The sequence below is a fragment of the Dietzia natronolimnaea genome, from assembly GCF_002289575.1.
GTDB classification, from domain to species: domain Bacteria; phylum Actinomycetota; class Actinomycetes; order Mycobacteriales; family Mycobacteriaceae; genus Dietzia; species Dietzia natronolimnaea_A.
Map to the genome: position 1 here is coordinate 1 of NZ_NTGA01000007.1, position 14,301 is coordinate 14,301.

Annotated in this window: 16 protein-coding genes; 12 read left to right on the forward strand and 4 right to left on the reverse strand. The window is 71.2% G+C overall.

Annotated features, from left to right (window positions below):
* Positions 1-16 precede the first annotated feature (16 nt).
* Positions 17-316, reverse strand: coding sequence for a hypothetical protein (locus CEY15_RS03795; protein ID WP_095717377.1), 300 nt, complete (start codon positions 314-316; stop codon positions 17-19).
* A gap of 137 nt (positions 317-453) precedes the next feature.
* On the opposite strand from CEY15_RS03795, the gene CEY15_RS03800 reads away from it, so the two are divergent.
* From CEY15_RS03800 to fbaA, 7 genes are all read left to right on the forward strand, one after another.
* Positions 454-1,209: a hypothetical protein gene (locus CEY15_RS03800; protein WP_095717378.1), complete on the forward strand. Its 756-nt coding sequence runs from the start codon at positions 454-456 to the stop codon at positions 1,207-1,209.
* Positions 1,210-1,346: 137 nt separating this feature from the next.
* On the forward strand, positions 1,347-1,904 hold the full coding sequence (gene pyrE / locus CEY15_RS03805) for an orotate phosphoribosyltransferase (RefSeq protein WP_095717379.1): 558 nt from the start codon (positions 1,347-1,349) through the stop codon (positions 1,902-1,904).
* A gap of 34 nt (positions 1,905-1,938) precedes the next feature.
* Positions 1,939-2,781, forward strand: coding sequence for a lysoplasmalogenase family protein (locus CEY15_RS03810; protein WP_245847210.1), 843 nt, complete (start codon positions 1,939-1,941; stop codon positions 2,779-2,781).
* Positions 2,778-3,611, forward strand: a complete 834-nt coding sequence (locus tag CEY15_RS03815; RefSeq protein WP_095717380.1) for an SDR family oxidoreductase — start codon at positions 2,778-2,780, stop codon at positions 3,609-3,611. The genes CEY15_RS03810 and CEY15_RS03815 overlap by 4 nt, the downstream gene beginning before the upstream one ends.
* Complete coding sequence (locus tag CEY15_RS03820) at positions 3,608-4,327, forward strand: TrmH family RNA methyltransferase (protein ID WP_017837901.1); 720 nt, start codon at positions 3,608-3,610, stop codon at positions 4,325-4,327. Before CEY15_RS03815 ends, CEY15_RS03820 begins: the two co-directional genes overlap by 4 nt.
* A 55-nt stretch (positions 4,328-4,382) precedes the next feature.
* Positions 4,383-5,492, forward strand: a complete 1,110-nt coding sequence (locus tag CEY15_RS03825) for a GTP-binding protein (protein WP_095717381.1) — start codon at positions 4,383-4,385, stop codon at positions 5,490-5,492.
* A gap of 133 nt (positions 5,493-5,625) precedes the next feature.
* Entirely contained in the window at positions 5,626-6,669 is a 1,044-nt protein-coding gene (gene fbaA, locus CEY15_RS03830) for a class II fructose-bisphosphate aldolase (RefSeq protein WP_017837899.1), read from the forward strand.
* Positions 6,670-6,756: 87 nt separating this feature from the next.
* On the opposite strand, the gene CEY15_RS03835 is transcribed toward fbaA, so the two are convergent.
* Positions 6,757-7,308 (reverse strand): hypothetical protein, encoded by a 552-nt coding sequence (locus CEY15_RS03835; protein ID WP_095717382.1) that lies wholly within the window; start codon positions 7,306-7,308, stop codon positions 6,757-6,759.
* A 155-nt stretch (positions 7,309-7,463) separates the two neighbouring features.
* Positions 7,464-9,143 (reverse strand): alkaline phosphatase D family protein, encoded by a 1,680-nt coding sequence (locus CEY15_RS03840; RefSeq protein WP_095717383.1) that lies wholly within the window; start codon positions 9,141-9,143, stop codon positions 7,464-7,466.
* A 134-nt stretch (positions 9,144-9,277) separates the two neighbouring features.
* Between CEY15_RS03840 and CEY15_RS03845 the strand changes: the two genes are divergently transcribed.
* Both CEY15_RS03845 and CEY15_RS03850 read left to right on the forward strand, forming a co-directional pair.
* Positions 9,278-9,694 carry a DUF3151 domain-containing protein gene (locus CEY15_RS03845; protein ID WP_095717384.1) on the forward strand — a complete coding sequence of 139 codons (417 nt, stop codon included), beginning with the start codon at positions 9,278-9,280 and terminating at the stop codon, positions 9,692-9,694.
* On the forward strand, positions 9,651-10,940 hold the full coding sequence (locus CEY15_RS03850) for an FUSC family protein (RefSeq protein WP_095717385.1): 1,290 nt from the start codon (positions 9,651-9,653) through the stop codon (positions 10,938-10,940). The genes CEY15_RS03845 and CEY15_RS03850 overlap by 44 nt, the downstream gene beginning before the upstream one ends.
* Here CEY15_RS03850 and CEY15_RS03855 read toward each other — a convergent pair.
* Positions 10,885-11,541, reverse strand: a complete 657-nt coding sequence (locus CEY15_RS03855) for a hypothetical protein (protein WP_095717386.1) — start codon at positions 11,539-11,541, stop codon at positions 10,885-10,887. The genes CEY15_RS03850 and CEY15_RS03855 overlap by 56 nt on opposite strands.
* A 67-nt stretch (positions 11,542-11,608) precedes the next feature.
* Between CEY15_RS03855 and CEY15_RS03860 the strand changes: the two genes are divergently transcribed.
* From CEY15_RS03860 to CEY15_RS03870, 3 genes are read left to right on the forward strand one after another with little or no spacing between them, the layout of a single operon-like run.
* Positions 11,609-12,517: a LamB/YcsF family protein gene (locus CEY15_RS03860; RefSeq protein ID WP_095717529.1), complete on the forward strand. Its 909-nt coding sequence runs from the start codon at positions 11,609-11,611 to the stop codon at positions 12,515-12,517.
* Positions 12,514-13,296: a 5-oxoprolinase subunit B family protein gene (locus tag CEY15_RS03865; RefSeq protein WP_095717387.1), complete on the forward strand. Its 783-nt coding sequence runs from the start codon at positions 12,514-12,516 to the stop codon at positions 13,294-13,296. Before CEY15_RS03860 ends, CEY15_RS03865 begins: the two co-directional genes overlap by 4 nt.
* Positions 13,293-14,240 (forward strand): biotin-dependent carboxyltransferase family protein, encoded by a 948-nt coding sequence (locus CEY15_RS03870; RefSeq protein ID WP_095717388.1) that lies wholly within the window; start codon positions 13,293-13,295, stop codon positions 14,238-14,240. The genes CEY15_RS03865 and CEY15_RS03870 overlap by 4 nt, the downstream gene beginning before the upstream one ends.
* The last annotated feature ends 61 nt before the right edge of the window (positions 14,241-14,301 follow it).

Below are 14,301 nucleotides of genomic sequence, written 5' to 3' on the forward strand. Positions count from 1 at the left end.
CTCCACCGAGCCACTCTCATTCTGGTACTGACGCGAAGAAAATCGAGGCCCTGCGCATGATCTCCAGGTCCTCAGTCAGCCGCCGGCTCTCGGCCTTGAGTCGCTTGATCTCAGCGCTCTCCTCGGTGCTGACCCCGGGCCGGGCTCCGGCGTCGATGTCGGCCTGCACAGCCCACCTCCGGACCGTCTCCTTGCCCAGCCCCAGACGTCGGCCCACCTGGTTACAGCAGGCCGTCAACGACGAGTACTCACCCCGATGCTCGGACACCATCCGCAGCGCCCGCTCTTTGACCGCGGGATCGATCTTCTTCGGCATACAACCATCCTCCTCGACTCAAAAGGAGGCGGCGGGAAACCTGGGGCGGTTCACCCTGACCCCGCGGGCTCGGGCAGCCTCAGCACGAGCTCCCTCGGCTCGTGACGACCCGACAGACCGACAACACAAGGAGTCTCATGTCCACCTCACGCGCCCTCAAGGGCTTCACAGCGACGACCGCAAGTGCCCTCTTGGTGCTCGGCGGAGTCGGGATCGCGAACGCGCAGAATGTCGTGACCGTAGTCCCCGGAGACAATGGCGACGGCCGCACTGTCATCGTGAACAACCCAGGAATGAGTGTCGACATCATCAGCGTTGACCGAGCGGCGGGAACTGTTGCGGTCCAGATGACGAACAACCTGGGCTTCACGGTCTTCTGCGAGGCACCGAACCAAGACACGACGGCCGGTGCCCGACCGGGAGGCACGGTCTCTACTGCGCCCGTGGTCGAAATGTCGGCAGAGTATTACCAGCGTTTCCAGAATGTCCAGGCTGAGAATCTCAACATCGCATCCGGCTCGGTCACGATGAACTTCTGGCCGCTCGGGCAATTGCTCCCACAGGGCAGTGTTGGGGCCTTGGCGAGTGATGCGGTTCAACTCAGGTCGCAGATCACCGAGGCCAGCACGAGGGCCAAGGTTGACGGGCTGTTCGGGACGACCGGATCGTTCCAGTTGGCGAACGGTAATACGGCGAATCGAACCATTACGCTCGGGCCGCCGTCCAGTCTCCCTCGAGGTGAGGACCAGCTCGGTTTCTTCACTATGTGTGCTCAGGGGACCAACTCGAGCGCTGCGCAGACAACCGGGCAACTCTACGCCTGGTCGACTCTTGAGGGGGACTATGTCCCGCCGGTCGATGAGGACGACGATGAGGGTCCCGAGGCGCCCTGATATTCCGCGTCTGAGAGGGTCACGAGCAGAAGGAGGGGCGGGCCGGTCGCATCACGCGACCGGCCCGCCCCTCCTTCTGTCGTGTGGTGTCGTGGGCCGCGTCTAGAGTCGACTCCGAGACCGATCAGAGGAGCCCGATGCCCACCCCCGCCACCGTCGACTCGACGGCCAGAGCCCGCCTTGCCGAGTTGGTCGCCGAACTCGCCGTCGTGCACGGCCGTGTAACCCTCTCCTCCGGCCGCGAGGCCGACTACTACGTGGACCTGCGCCGCGCGACACTGCACCACGAGGCGTCGCCGCTCATCGGCCGCCTGTTGCGCGAGCTTACGGCGGACTGGGAATTCGACGCCGTGGGCGGGTTGACCCTGGGGGCGGACCCCGTCGCGACCGCGATCATGCACGCGCCGGGCCGGCCGATCGACGCGTTCGTGGTGCGCAAGGAGGCGAAGAAGCACGGGATGCAGCGCCGGGTCGAGGGCCCGGACATCGTGGGCAAGCGCGTTCTCGTGGTCGAGGACACCACGACCACCGGGAACTCCCCGCTCACCGCGGTGACCGCCCTACGGGAGGCCGGTGCCGAGGTGGTGGGCGTGGCGACCGTCGTGGACCGCGCCACGGGGGCCGACGACGTGATTCGGGCCGAGGGCGTGGACTACCGCGCCCTGCTCGGCCTGACCGACCTGGGACTGGAGTGACATGACACGCGGGTGGATGACGGAGCGCACCAGGATGGCACGGAACAGGACGACCGGGAAAGCGACGGCGACCTCCTCGCCCGTGGACGCGGCGCGGGCATTTAGCGAGCGGGTGCTCTCGCTGATGGACACCTCCCGCCCGGAGGGGCCCGCGTTCCTCGCCGCCGCCGCGGGTACGGAGCTCGCCAAGGCGACCGGGTTCGGCCCGCTGGAGAAGCTCTGCAAACCGCTAATCGTGCCGGCCGCACTGGCCATCGCGCTGCTTGAGGGAGCTCGGGGTGAGGGTGCCCTGGCCGGTGGGAGTACAACGGGCGTCGGGCGGCCGGGGGTCGGCGGTCTCGGGCCTCTCGCGACCACACTGCTGTCGGTCACCGGCGCCGCGTACACCACCGGCGACGTGATCCTCATGCTCGGGGGCGGACATGCGAGCCGGTCGAAGGCGCGCCTGGTCTCGGGCGCTGCGGCGTTCGGGGTGGGCCATCTCGCGCTCGGCGGGCTGATGCTCCGGTCGGGGCTGAGATTCAAGCCGCTCCAGTCCGCGGTCCACGGTGTGGTGGCCGGCGCCGCCGGGGCGGTTCTCCTGTCCGAGGATCGGGCCAACGCTCCGCTCGCCGCGTACGGAGGGCTGCTGGCGGCCCTGTCGGCGTTGGCGACCTCTGTGGATCGCCGCTCCGGGCCGGCGGCCTCCGTGCTGGCCGTGGCGGGCCCGGTCTTCCTCCTCAGCGACGGCCTGATCCTCGTCAGGCGCAAGGCCGAGGGCGGGACCGCGCTCGCGCGGGCCCTCGACGTCGGCGTGATCGACACCTACGCCACCGCCGCGTTGCTCCTGCTCACGGGGACCGCGGCCGCGGCACGCGCGGCCGGGCGACCGGCGTGAGTGCCACTGGCGCGGATGCACCGGCCGGATCCGCGGTCCGCACGGTTCTCGTCACCGGCGCCGGCCGCGGGATCGGCGAGGCCACCGCACGCAGGTTCGCCGACGCCGGGTACCTCGTGGGCGCCTTTGATCTGCAGCCGTGTGCCTGGGCGGCGGGGGATGACCGGGTGGTCACCGGAGTGCTGGACGTCACCGACCCCGCCGCCTGGGAGGCCGCACTGGAACAGTTGACGGCCCGCGCCGGTGGTGCGCTGAACGTGCTGGTCAACAATGCCGGGCTGCTGTACGGGATGCCGTTCGTGGACGCGAGTTACGAGCAGGACTCCGCGCTGGTGGACGTCAACGTCAAGGGTGTGATGTACGGCTGCCGGGCGGCGTTCCCGTACCTGGAGAAGGCCTCGTCGCCTGTCGTGGTCAACCTCTGCTCGGCCTCGGCGATCTACGGCCAGGCCGAGATGGCCGTGTACTCGGCCACCAAGTTCGCCGTCCGGGGGATCACCGAGGCGCTGGACCTGGAGTGGGGTCCCAAGGGTATCCGCGTGTGTTCGGTGTGGCCTCTCTACGTGGGAACGGGGATGCTCGAGGGCGTGAACACAGCCGGGATGCGGAACATGGGTGTCCGCCTGACCGAGGGCGACGTGGCCGGCGAGGTTTCCGACCTCGCCGAGCAGACGCGGCGCCCGCCGTCCGGTCTGCTCGGTCGGATCCGGGGCGCCGTGGGGCGCGCGGTCCACCGCCCGGTGGGCGCGCAGGCCACCGCGATCTACCTGGCGTCCCAGGTCGGCCCGGGACGGATCATCCGACTGGCCAACAAGCGCCTGACCTCGTGACCGGTCGCTCCACCGACCCGGAGGCCGCGGCAGCGGGCCCCACGGCAGCGGACCCCGCGGCAGCGGACCCCGCCGCCGGGCCGACCGAATGGGGTGAAGGCCTCGTCGGGGTGGGTCCATGGGAGCACGAGCGACCCGGGGAGCCCCGACCCTCCGGCGACCACTGGGACCCGGAGTTGCTCGAGTCCGGTGACCGCCGCAACGTGGTCGACCGCTACCGCTACTGGCGGCGCGAGGCCATCGTGGCCGACCTCGACACCCGGCGACACCCGTTCCACGTGGCCATCGAGAACTTCGGCCACGACGCCAACATCGGCACCGTGGTCCGCACGGCCAACGCCTTCCTCGCGGCCGAGGTGCACATCGTGGGCCGCCGTCGCTGGAACCGCCGCGGGGCGATGGTGACCGATCGCTACCAGCACCTGCGGCACCACGAGGACGTGGCCGCACTGATGGACTGGGCGGACTCCGTAGGGGTGCCGGTCGTCGCCGTCGACAATCTCCCGGGTGCCGAGCCGCTCGAGACCGCCCACCTCCCGCGCGACTGTGTGCTGCTGTTCGGGCAGGAGGGGCCCGGTGTCAGCGCCGACGCGCGACTGCGGGCGGCCAGGACGGTGTCGATCGCCCAGTTCGGATCGACCCGATCGATCAACGCCGGCGTGGCCGCCGGGATCGCGATGCACGCGTGGATCCGCGAGCACGCCGCCCCCATCTGACGTCCACGACGGGTCCGACGCCGCAGTCTTAATGGAAATGGTTACCATTAGGACCATGGCTGATTCCCGTATCCCCGTCACCGTCCTGTCCGGCTTCCTCGGGGCCGGCAAGACGACCCTTCTCAACCATCTCCTGGCCAACCGGGACGGCCGCCGCATCGCCGTCATCGTCAACGACATGTCCGAGATCAATATCGACGCCGCCCTCGTGGCCGGCGAGGGGCATTTCGAGCGCGGTGAGGAAAAGCTGGTGGAGCTCACCAACGGCTGCATCTGCTGCACGCTCCGCGAGGACCTCGTGGAATCCGTGGCCCGTCTGGCCCGCGACGGGTCGTTCGATGCCATCGTCGTGGAGTCGACGGGCATCTCCGAGCCCATGCCGGTCGCCGCGACCTTCGAGTGGGAATTCGAGGGCGGGTTCCGGCTCGACGACCTGGCCCGGTTGGACACCATGGTCACGGTCGTCGACGCCTCGACGTTCCTCGGCGCGATCGCCCGCGGGGACCGACTGGACCAGCACGACATGGCCGCGGGCGAGGGTGACGAGCGGACGATCGCCGACCTCCTGGTGGACCAGGTCGAGTTCGCGGACCTCGTGCTGGTATCCAAGACGGATCTGGCCTCGGAGCAGGTGGCGGGTGCGACCGACCAGATGATCCGGGCCCTCAACCCCCGCGCCCGCGTGCGCCGGCTCGACCGCGGAAGGATCGATGTCGCCGACGTGGTGGACACCGGCCTGTTCGACCCCGCGGTCGCCACCCAGGCGGACGGGTATGCGGAGGAACTCGCCACCCCGCACACTCCGGAGACGGAGGAGTACGGCATCTCCTCGACGGTGTTCCGGGCCGGTCGGCCGTTCGACCCGGCTCGGCTCGAAGCGGCCCTCAGGTCCACCCGGGGTCTGGTGAGGTCCAAAGGCTACTGCTGGTTGTCGTCGCATCCGCACCATGCGGTGGTGTGGTCGCAGGCGGGTCCCAACTACGATCTCCAGATCGCCCAGGAGTGGGCGCGCGTACCAGACGTCCGGCCGGGACAGGAGATCGTGCTCATCGGGGTGAAGCTCGACCACGCCGCGGTGCGGTCCGCCTTGCGGGGCGCACTGCTCACCGACGACGAGCTGGCCACGATGCCGTCGGTGGTTCCGGGACTCGGACTGGCCCGCTGACCGCCGCTGCCCGCCGGGCGCCGTGACACCGTCGCGAGCCCACCGTGCCCCCCGCCGGTCCACCGGGACCCGCCCCCAGGCGGTACCTCGTAGGATGGGATCAGTCACAGCGCCGAAAACTGGAGGATCGTCAATGCCTATCGCCACCCCGGAGCAGTACAAGGACATGCTCGATCGGGCCCGCGAGGGGGGCTTCGCCTACCCCGCGATCAACTGCACGTCCTCGGAGACCATCAACGCGGCCATCAAGGGTTTCGCCGACGCCGGCTCCGACGGCATCATCCAGTTCTCCACCGGCGGTTCCGAGTTCGGCTCCGGGCTGAACGTCAAGGACATGGTCACCGGTGCCGTCGCGCTCGCCGAGTTCGCACACGTGATCGCGGCGAAGTACGACATCCTGGTCGCGCTGCACACCGACCATTGCCCCGAGGACAAGCTCGACACCTTCGTGCGTCCGCTCATCGAGATCTCCCAGGAACGTGTCGACCGCGGCGAGAACCCGCTGTTCCAGTCGCACATGTGGGACGGCTCGGCCACCCCGCTCGACCGTAACCTCGAGATCGCCAAGGAGCTGCTCGAGAAGACGGCCAGCGCCAAGCAGATCCTCGAGATCGAGATCGGCGTGGTCGGCGGCGAGGAGGACGGGGTCGAGAACGAGATCAACGAGAAGCTCTACACCTCCCGCGAGGACTTCGAGGCCACTATCGACGCGCTCGGCGCGGGCAACACCGGACAGCGCTACCTGCTGGCGGCGACCTTCGGCAACGTCCACGGCGTCTACAAGCCGGGCAACGTCAAACTCAAGCCCGAGGTCCTCAAGATGGGCCAGGACGTCGCGGTCGAGAAGCTGGGCCTCAACGAGGGCGACCTGCCCTTCGACTTCGTCTTCCACGGCGGTTCGGGCTCGGCAAAGTCCGAGATCGAGGAGGCGCTGAGCTACGGCGTCATCAAGATGAACGTCGACACCGACACCCAGTACGCCTTCACCCGCCCGATCGCCGCGCACATGTTCGCCAACTACGACGGCGTCCTCAAGATTGACGGAGAGGTCGGCAACAAGAAGGTCTACGACCCGCGCTCTTACCTCAAGAAGGCGGAGCAGGCGATGTCCGAGCGCGTCGTCGAGGCGTGCAATGACCTCAAGTCGGCCGGCAAGTCCAAGGGCGCCTCTGCCTGACACAACCCGGCCTGATCCGACTCGCGGCGTCCCTCTTAAAGCGGAGGGGCGCCGCTGGCGTCTGCCGCGACAAACGGCGGAGACCGGTCAGCCGGGCTGATCGCCCTGCGGCACCGCTCCCATGCCCACCCCGGGCTCGCACACTTTCCAGACGCCGTCCTCGTCGAGCATCCGCACCTGCTCCGGGGCGGACTCATCGGACTCCGACTCTACGGTGGCGGTGGCCACGTCGCTGTTGATCTCCACCCCGGTGACGACGAGGTCCTGCGGGAACGACCCCGCGATGGACTCGCGCAGCATCGCGTCGAGGTCGGTACCGGTCTGCTCGCCGGAAGCGGTGATGTTGTCGACCAGGTCTTGGGGAACCCGGTTCTCGGCGCACAGGTGGCTGTTGAACTCCGAGAACGACTCCGACCCGGTCATGTCGCGCAGGGTCTGCTCGACCGCGCGCTCCGCCCGGGCGGAGGAGGACATCGGCCCGGCCGCGACGAGCCACACGAGAACACCGACGACCACGGCGACGACGACGGCCGCGGCCGCGAGCGCGACCCGGAGCCCGCCGCGTGGGCGGCCACCGCCGATACGTTGATCCCCGGGATCGGGTCTGCCGTCGGGTGTCTGCGGGCTCGTCGTCGTCATCCATCACTCCCGGTACCGTCTCGGGCCCCGGACGGGGCGCATCGACCCGCCACCGTAGCCGACGACGGTGTGAATCGGGTGTGAGCGCCACCACGGGCGGCGCCGCGCGGGTCACGGTGTAATGGGCCGGGTGTGATGGGCTGGGGTGCGCCGGATCAGGGCAGCAGGCCGGCCGGCTCCAGCTGATCGGTGCCGTGCCGGACCCGCCAGCTGGCGATGGGGTAGGCGCCGCTGGCGGGGTCCTCGCGCGCGACCAGCGCCCAGTAGTCGGCGTGGGCGAAGTCGGTCGTGAACTCGACCACCGTGAAGCCGTGGCGGTCCAGGTCCACCCAACGCACGTGTCGGTTGACCTGAGTGAGGGCCCCCTGCGCGGTCTGGGACAAGGGGTTGCCCTCGGGGAGGTTCACCATGTCGTCGATGTTGTTGCTGGTGATCGACGGGGTGACGAACTCGATCGCGCCGACGCCCGCGCCCGGGTAGTTCGCCGGCTCGAACGGCACCTCGTTAGCCCACGAGGTGTGGATGTCGCCGGTGAGGAAGACGGTGTTGCGGGTGCCGGCGGCGCGGATCACCTCCATCAAGCGGCGGCGCTCGCCCGCGTAGCCGTCCCACTGGTCGGGGTTGTAGGTGATGCCCTCGCGCGGGACGCCCAGCAGCTCGGTGAGCGCGGCCGTGGTCTGTGGCTCGAGCGGGGGCAGGAGCACGGGCGTGATCATCACCGAGTTGCCGATGACGTTCCACCGGGCGGTCGACGAACTCAGCCCGCGGGCCAGCCAGTCGAACTGGGCGGCGCCGGTCATGGTGCCGGTGACATCGATCGCGTGACCGTCGAAGCGGTCCGGTCCCTCCGTGCGGTAGGAGCGCAGGTCGAGCATGCTGATCTCGGCGAGCGAACCCCAGCGCAACCGCCGGTAGAGGTGACCGCCGTCGCGGAGGGACTCGGGGCGCACGGGCATCCACTCGAAGTAGGCCTGGGAGCTGGCGGCCTTGCGGTCGGAGAACGGCCCCTGGTGCGGGTGGTGGTTCTCGGCGCCGTCGGACCAGTTGTCGTTGGCGAGCTCGTGGTCGTCCCAGGTGCAGATCCAGGGCACGTGCGCGTGCAGGGACTGAAGGTCCGGGTCGGTGCGGTACTGGGCCAGTCGGATCCGATAGTCGGCCAGGGTCACGATGTCGTGCGGGGGATCGTGCGGCCGCACCGCCCCGAACTTGCCGGTGTACTCACCACGGCCGTACTCGTAGATGTAGTCGCCCAGTTCGACGATCGCGTCGAGGTCACCGCGCGCCTCGAGATGGCGGTACCCGGAGAAGTACCCCGCCTCCCAGTTGGAGCACGAGACCACCCCGATGCGCCAGCGGCCGGTGGAGGGCAGCGCCCCGTCCGCCGGGGCCGTGCGGGTGCGACCGGTGGGGGAGGTCTGGCCGAGCGCCCGGAAGCGGTAGTGGTACCAGCGGTCGGGGGCCAGGCCGGTGCAGTCGAACTTGACGGTGTGGTCGCGGCCGGCGTCGGTCACCACGGACCCTGATCGGACCACCTGGGAGAAACCGGGGTCGAGCGATATCTCCCAGCTGACTGCGACCGGCGCCCCGCGGCCGGATCCCGGGACCGCGTCCGGCGCGGGGGTGACGCGGGTCCACAGGATGACGCGATCGGGCATGGGGTCGCCGGACGCGACCCCGTGCTGGAACACCGCCACATCGGCGCCCGCGACCGCGGACCGGCCCGCCAGCGCGCTCGTGCCCACCGCGGCCCCGGCCAGGGCCCCGGCCTTGAGGACGGTCCGACGGTCGAGACCGGTGGTGGAGGGGGTAGCCCCGGTGCGGGCGGCAGGATCCATGCGTCCAGTTCACCCCACCCGCGAGCGGCAGGTGAGAAAACCCACTGATTGGTCACGGAGAGTTCACCATGCCGGGCGGGTCGGCCGGTGGCCGGGTGACGCTCGGGTGTCGTAGGTTCGTGGACAATGGGGGCATGACCCAGTTCGGAGATCTCCTCGGCCCCCCGCCCACCCGTCTCACCGGCGACCCGGAGGCGGAGGACGCCATCGCCGCCGGGGAGGATCCCCGCTCGGTGGCGGCCTCACACCCCACCGCGTCGATCGCGTGGGCGGAGCTCGCCGAGCGCGCCCTCGACGGCGGCGACGTGATCAGCGCCTACGCCTTCGCCCGTACCGGCTACCACCGGGGCCTGGACCAACTGCGTCGTCACGGCTGGAAGGGCTTCGGCCCGGTGCCGTTCGACCACGAGCCCAACCGCGGCTTCCTGCGGTGTGTGGCCGCCCTGGCCCGCGCCGCGCAGTCGATCGGTGAGGAGGAGGAGTACATCCGTTGTCTGGACCTGGTCAATGAGTCGGACCCGCACGCCGCCGCACCTCTCGGCCTGGCGTGACCGACTGGACGCCCGAACGCAGGGCGTCTACGGCGCGCTCCCGGTCCCGCTGAGGACGCGGACCCGACGGCTGGCGTACGCGTTCCTCCCGATCCTGCAGTGCGGCCTCGCCGCGGGGATCGCCTGGTTCCTCGCACACGACGTACTCGGCCACCCCGCGCCGTTCTTCGCGCCCATCGCCGCCGCCCTGGCACTGGGCACCGGCATGGGGCGCCGGATCCGCCGCGGCATCGAGCTGGTGATCGGCGTCGTGGTGGGCGTGGGTCTGGGCGACCTGTTGATCGCCCAGATCGGTTCCGGCCCGTGGCAGATCGCCGCGGTGGTGGTGCTGGCCATGTCCGCGGCGGTGTTCCTCGACCGCGGGGCGCTCGTGGGGACGCAGGCCGCGTCGTCGGCGATCCTCGTGGCCACACTCCTGCCCCCGGGCAGCGCGGGCGGCTACGAGCGGATGGTCGACGCGGCGGTCGGCGGGGTGGTGGCACTGGTGGCCATGGCGCTGATGCCGGTCCATCCGCTGCGCCGCGCCCGACGCGAGGCGGCCTCGCTGCTGGGCGTCGCGTCGTCGGTGCTGGCGGAGGTCGCCGAGGGGCTGGAACACAGGGACTCGGACCTCATCCGCTCCGCCCTGCAGGAGGCCCGCGACACCCAACCGGCGGTCGACGAGATCGCCGAGCAACTCGCGGGTGCCCGCGAACTGGTCCGGATCTCGCCGTTCTACCGTCGGCGCCGTCCGGAGGAGATCGTGCTGACGAGCGTGCTCAACCCGCTGGACAACGGCATCCGCAACATCCGCGTCCTGGCCCGGCGGGCGATCGTGGCGGTCGACGACCAGGTGGACGTCCCGCCGGCCCTGAGCTCGCTGATCGCGGGGCTGGGCGAGGCGCTGGAGTTGCTCACCCGGCGGGTGGCGGCGGATCCCGACGCGCCCACCGACGCCGAGGTGCACCGGACCCTGCGGGCGGTGGCGGCACGGGCCAAGCGTGAACTCGTTCCGGGCTCCGGCCTGACGGAGACCGTGATGCTGGCCCAGATCCGCTCGATCCTCGTGGACATGATGCAGGTGGCGGGGCTGAGCAAGATCTCGGCGCTGGCCACGCTGCCCCCCACGGTGCGCACGCCCGCGGTGGAGCCGGAACTGCTGGAGGAGTGGCCCGAGTCCCCCGACCGTCCGGCCACCGTCATGCCCCCGCTCAGGGCGACACGAGCCTCCATGGCTCGGTATGACGATAGAAAGAGGTCCTCTTGACCGCCCGCCGACCGGTGACCCCGTCACGGGTGATCACCCCCGCCTCCGTCCCCAGTTGAACGGCGCGGGCCGGCAGCCAGGAGCGTCTCAGCACCCTGCGCGGCCGTGCCGCTGTGGCGCGGACACCGGGAAGCTGCGGGGTCGGGCGGACAGTGAGGGTGTCGATCTCCCCGGAGAAGATCCGCTCGTCGTCGGCGTACGCCTCGCCCACCAGGTGGGCGCCGCCCGGTCCGGTGACGGTGGCCTCGCCCACCAGGACCGTTCCGGTCTCGTCCCGGATCAGCGGTACCTCCCTGGCCTCGCCCCGGACCCCGAGCTTGGCGGCGGCCGAACCGGTGGGCAGGTCGTAGGCGCGGGTGGCCGGAGTGGGGTCCTCGGCGACGTACGCGACCTCCATGTCCAGGTTCTCCGTCCGCAGCAGTCGCGTGAGCAGCGCGGCCAGGCCGGCGTCGGTGCCGCACACCACCACCCGGCGTCGATGTCCGATCTCGTACAGCGCGCGGTTCACATCCTCCTTGGTGGGCACCTCACTGCACTCCACGCGCGGGTGCTCGCCCAGGACGGTCGGGACCGGCGCCGAGCCGCAGCGGATGACGATCATGCATCCATCATGGACTCACCGGCGCGCAGGGTCGAACCCGGGCCACGATGACGGCAGGATGGACAGAGTGCACCGCATCGACCTCAACTGCGACCTCGGGGAGGCCCGCCGGGGCACGCCGCGGTGGTCGCGGTCGCTGGCCGCGCGATCCGGGCCGGATCCCGCTGACGCAGCGCTGCTGGACGTGGTGACCTCCGCCAACGTCGCGTGTGGCTTCCACGCGGGCAACCGCCCCACGATGTCCGCGACCGCCGCGGCCGCGGCGGAACGGGGGGTGGCCCTGGGCGCGCACCCTTCCTATCGGGACGCGGCGAACTTCGGGCGGACCGAGAGGGAGATCAGTCGCGCAGACCTGGCCGATCACGTGTATTTCCAGCTCGTGGAGCTGGACATGGCGGCGCGGCGGCGCGGGACGCGGGCGAGGTATGTCAAGCCCCACGGTGCCCTGTACAACCGGATCGTCCACGATTCAGATCAGGCCGCTGGTGTGGTGGACGCCGTCCTGCGGTACGCGGACCTCGCCGACGAGGACCCACTGCCCATCCTCGGCCTGCCGGGGTCGGTGGTGCTCTCGCACGCCGCGGCGGTCGGCGTCCCGGCCATCTCGGAGGCCTTCGCGGACCGCGGGTACCGCGCCGACGGGACGCTGGTGCCGCGCGGACTGCCCGGGTCGGTGATCACCGACGCGGACGAGGTCGCCGCGCGCGTCGTGGACATGGCGAGGGGCCGGGAGATCAGCGCGGACGACGGCTCGCGGATCGTGGTGTCCGCGCAGTCGGTCTGCGTGCACGGCGACACCCCCGGTGCACTCGGGCTGGCCCGCGGGGTCCGGCGGGCGCTCGAGGCGGCCGGGGTGGAGGTGGCGCCGTTCACCGGGCCGGTGTCCGCGCCGCATCTTCCCTCAGCGCCGCCCCCGCCGCGCGTATCGAGGCGGGATGAGGGCGACCGGTCCGGTGTGGGGGACGGACCCCGATGACGACGACGAGGATCCGCCCCTGCGGAGAAGCAGCGCTGATGCTCGACTGTGCTGACCTGTCCGCGGCTGTGGAGCTGGCGCGGCGCGTGGAGCAGCAGTGTCCGGAGGCGGTGGACGTGGTCGCCGGGGCCCGGACGGTCCTGGTGGCCGCCCGGGATGCCTCGGAACTCCCCGAGCTGCGTCGCGAACTCGAGGAGCTGCTGGCCCGAGACGCGCGTGAGGCTCAGGTCGAGCGCCCTTTCACCCGGCATCACGACGCCGGGGTCCGCGAGGTGATCCTCGACGTCCGCTACGACGGCCCCGACCTGAGCGAGGTTGCCGATCTCGCCGGGCTCTCGACCGACGCTCTGATCCGCCGGCACCAATCGATCACCTGGCGCGCCGCGTTCGGTGGATTCGCGCCCGGGTTCTTCTATCTCGTGGACGAGCGGGACCTCACCGGTGATGCGGACGTGTCGGAGGACCTCCACGGAGCCACCGGAGCGAACGGCGGGCGGGGCCCCGCGGGTGGCGGGCCGAGCCCCGCGGGTGCGCAGCCGCCCGCGCGCCTGCCCGTGGTGCCACGACTGGGCTCCCCCCGACCACGGGTCCCGGCGGGATCGGTGGGGCTGGCCGACCGCTTCTGCGCCGTCTATCCCGGCGCCTCCCCAGGAGGATGGCGACTGATCGGCGCCACTGACGCCCTGCTCTGGGACCCGGACCGCCCGGACCCGGCGCTCCTGGCCCCGGGCGACCGCGTCCGGTTCAGGTCGGTTCATCCGCGGGACGGCTCCCGATGAGCCTGATGATCCTCCGCGCCGGCCCGGCCGCCCTGGTGCAGGACCTGGGCAGACCGGGCCACGCCGCGCTCGGCGTCACCGGCTCGGGCGCCGCCGATCGCGCCGCCGCCGCGCTCGCCCTGCGCTGCGTCGGGACCGACCCTGCGGCAGCGGTGCTCGAGTTGCTGCTGGGCGGGTTGGTGGTCATGACGGACTCCCCGGCGGTGGTCGCGGTGACGGGGGCGCGGGGCCTCGTCGTCGTCACCACCCCTTCCGGTTCCCGGCGCACCGCCGCCACCGGCGAGGTCCTGAGGTTGGACGCCGGTTCGACGCTCGAGATCGGCCGGCCCGACGTCGGGGTGCGCACCTACCTCGGAGTGCGCGGCGGGGTCGAGGTGCCGCCGGTGCTGGGCAGCAGGTCGCGGGACACCCTCTCCGGGCTCGGGCCGCCGCCGCTGGAGGCCGGCGACGTGCTGGCCGTGGGCGATGCCGTCGTGGGTCCCTGGGCGGACCACTGGCACGCGTCGGGCGGGGACCCGCATCCGGGGTCGGGCACGGGCCCGGGCCCGGGCACGGGCACGGGCACGGGGTCGGACGGCCGGGGGAGGCGACCCCGGAGCCTTGTGCTGGACGTGATCCCCGGCCCGCGCGACGACCTGTTCCCGCCCGCCGCGTGGCACGTCCTGGCGGAGGCGGGGCACGTCAGCGGGCACGCGGACCGGGTCGGCGTGCGCATCGACCCCGCCGGGCCGGTCCCCCGGTCGAGCACCCGCGAGATCCCCAGCGAGGGGATGGTGCGCGGTGCCGTGCAGGTGCCGGCGGACGGGGCGCCCGTCGTGTTCGGGCCCGATCATCCGGTCACCGGCGGATACCCGGTGATCGGGGTCCTGACCTCCCGGTCCTCGGACGCGCTGTCGCAGCTCCTGCCCGGAGCGCCGGTGAGCTTCCGGAGAGTGTCGGACTGACCGGCTAGGGTAACCGAGGCGGAACCAGGTACCTTGGACCGTTGGTGTGCGCGGAGTCACC

Bases quoted from the DNA above. Each gene is read 5' to 3' on its own strand.
- CEY15_RS03845 (WP_095717384.1), top strand. From the start codon at position 9,278: ATGACCCAGTTCGGAGATCTCCTCGGCCCCCCGCCCACCCGTCTCACC.
- CEY15_RS03850 (WP_095717385.1), top strand. From the start codon at position 9,651: ATGAGTCGGACCCGCACGCCGCCGCACCTCTCGGCCTGGCGTGACCGA.
- CEY15_RS03825 (WP_095717381.1), top strand. From the start codon at position 4,383: ATGGCTGATTCCCGTATCCCCGTCACCGTCCTGTCCGGCTTCCTCGGG.
- CEY15_RS03835 (WP_095717382.1), bottom strand. From the start codon at position 7,308: ATGACGACGACGAGCCCGCAGACACCCGACGGCAGACCCGATCCCGGG.
- CEY15_RS03810 (WP_245847210.1), top strand. From the start codon at position 1,939: ATGGCACGGAACAGGACGACCGGGAAAGCGACGGCGACCTCCTCGCCC.
- CEY15_RS03800 (WP_095717378.1), top strand. From the start codon at position 454: ATGTCCACCTCACGCGCCCTCAAGGGCTTCACAGCGACGACCGCAAGT.
- CEY15_RS03865 (WP_095717387.1), top strand. From the start codon at position 12,514: ATGACGACGACGAGGATCCGCCCCTGCGGAGAAGCAGCGCTGATGCTC.
- CEY15_RS03870 (WP_095717388.1), top strand. From the start codon at position 13,293: ATGAGCCTGATGATCCTCCGCGCCGGCCCGGCCGCCCTGGTGCAGGAC.
- pyrE (WP_095717379.1), top strand. From the start codon at position 1,347: ATGCCCACCCCCGCCACCGTCGACTCGACGGCCAGAGCCCGCCTTGCC.
- CEY15_RS03855 (WP_095717386.1), bottom strand. From the start codon at position 11,541: ATGATCGTCATCCGCTGCGGCTCGGCGCCGGTCCCGACCGTCCTGGGC.
- fbaA (WP_017837899.1), top strand. From the start codon at position 5,626: ATGCCTATCGCCACCCCGGAGCAGTACAAGGACATGCTCGATCGGGCC.
- CEY15_RS03795 (WP_095717377.1), bottom strand. From the start codon at position 316: ATGCCGAAGAAGATCGATCCCGCGGTCAAAGAGCGGGCGCTGCGGATG.
- CEY15_RS03840 (WP_095717383.1), bottom strand. From the start codon at position 9,143: ATGGATCCTGCCGCCCGCACCGGGGCTACCCCCTCCACCACCGGTCTC.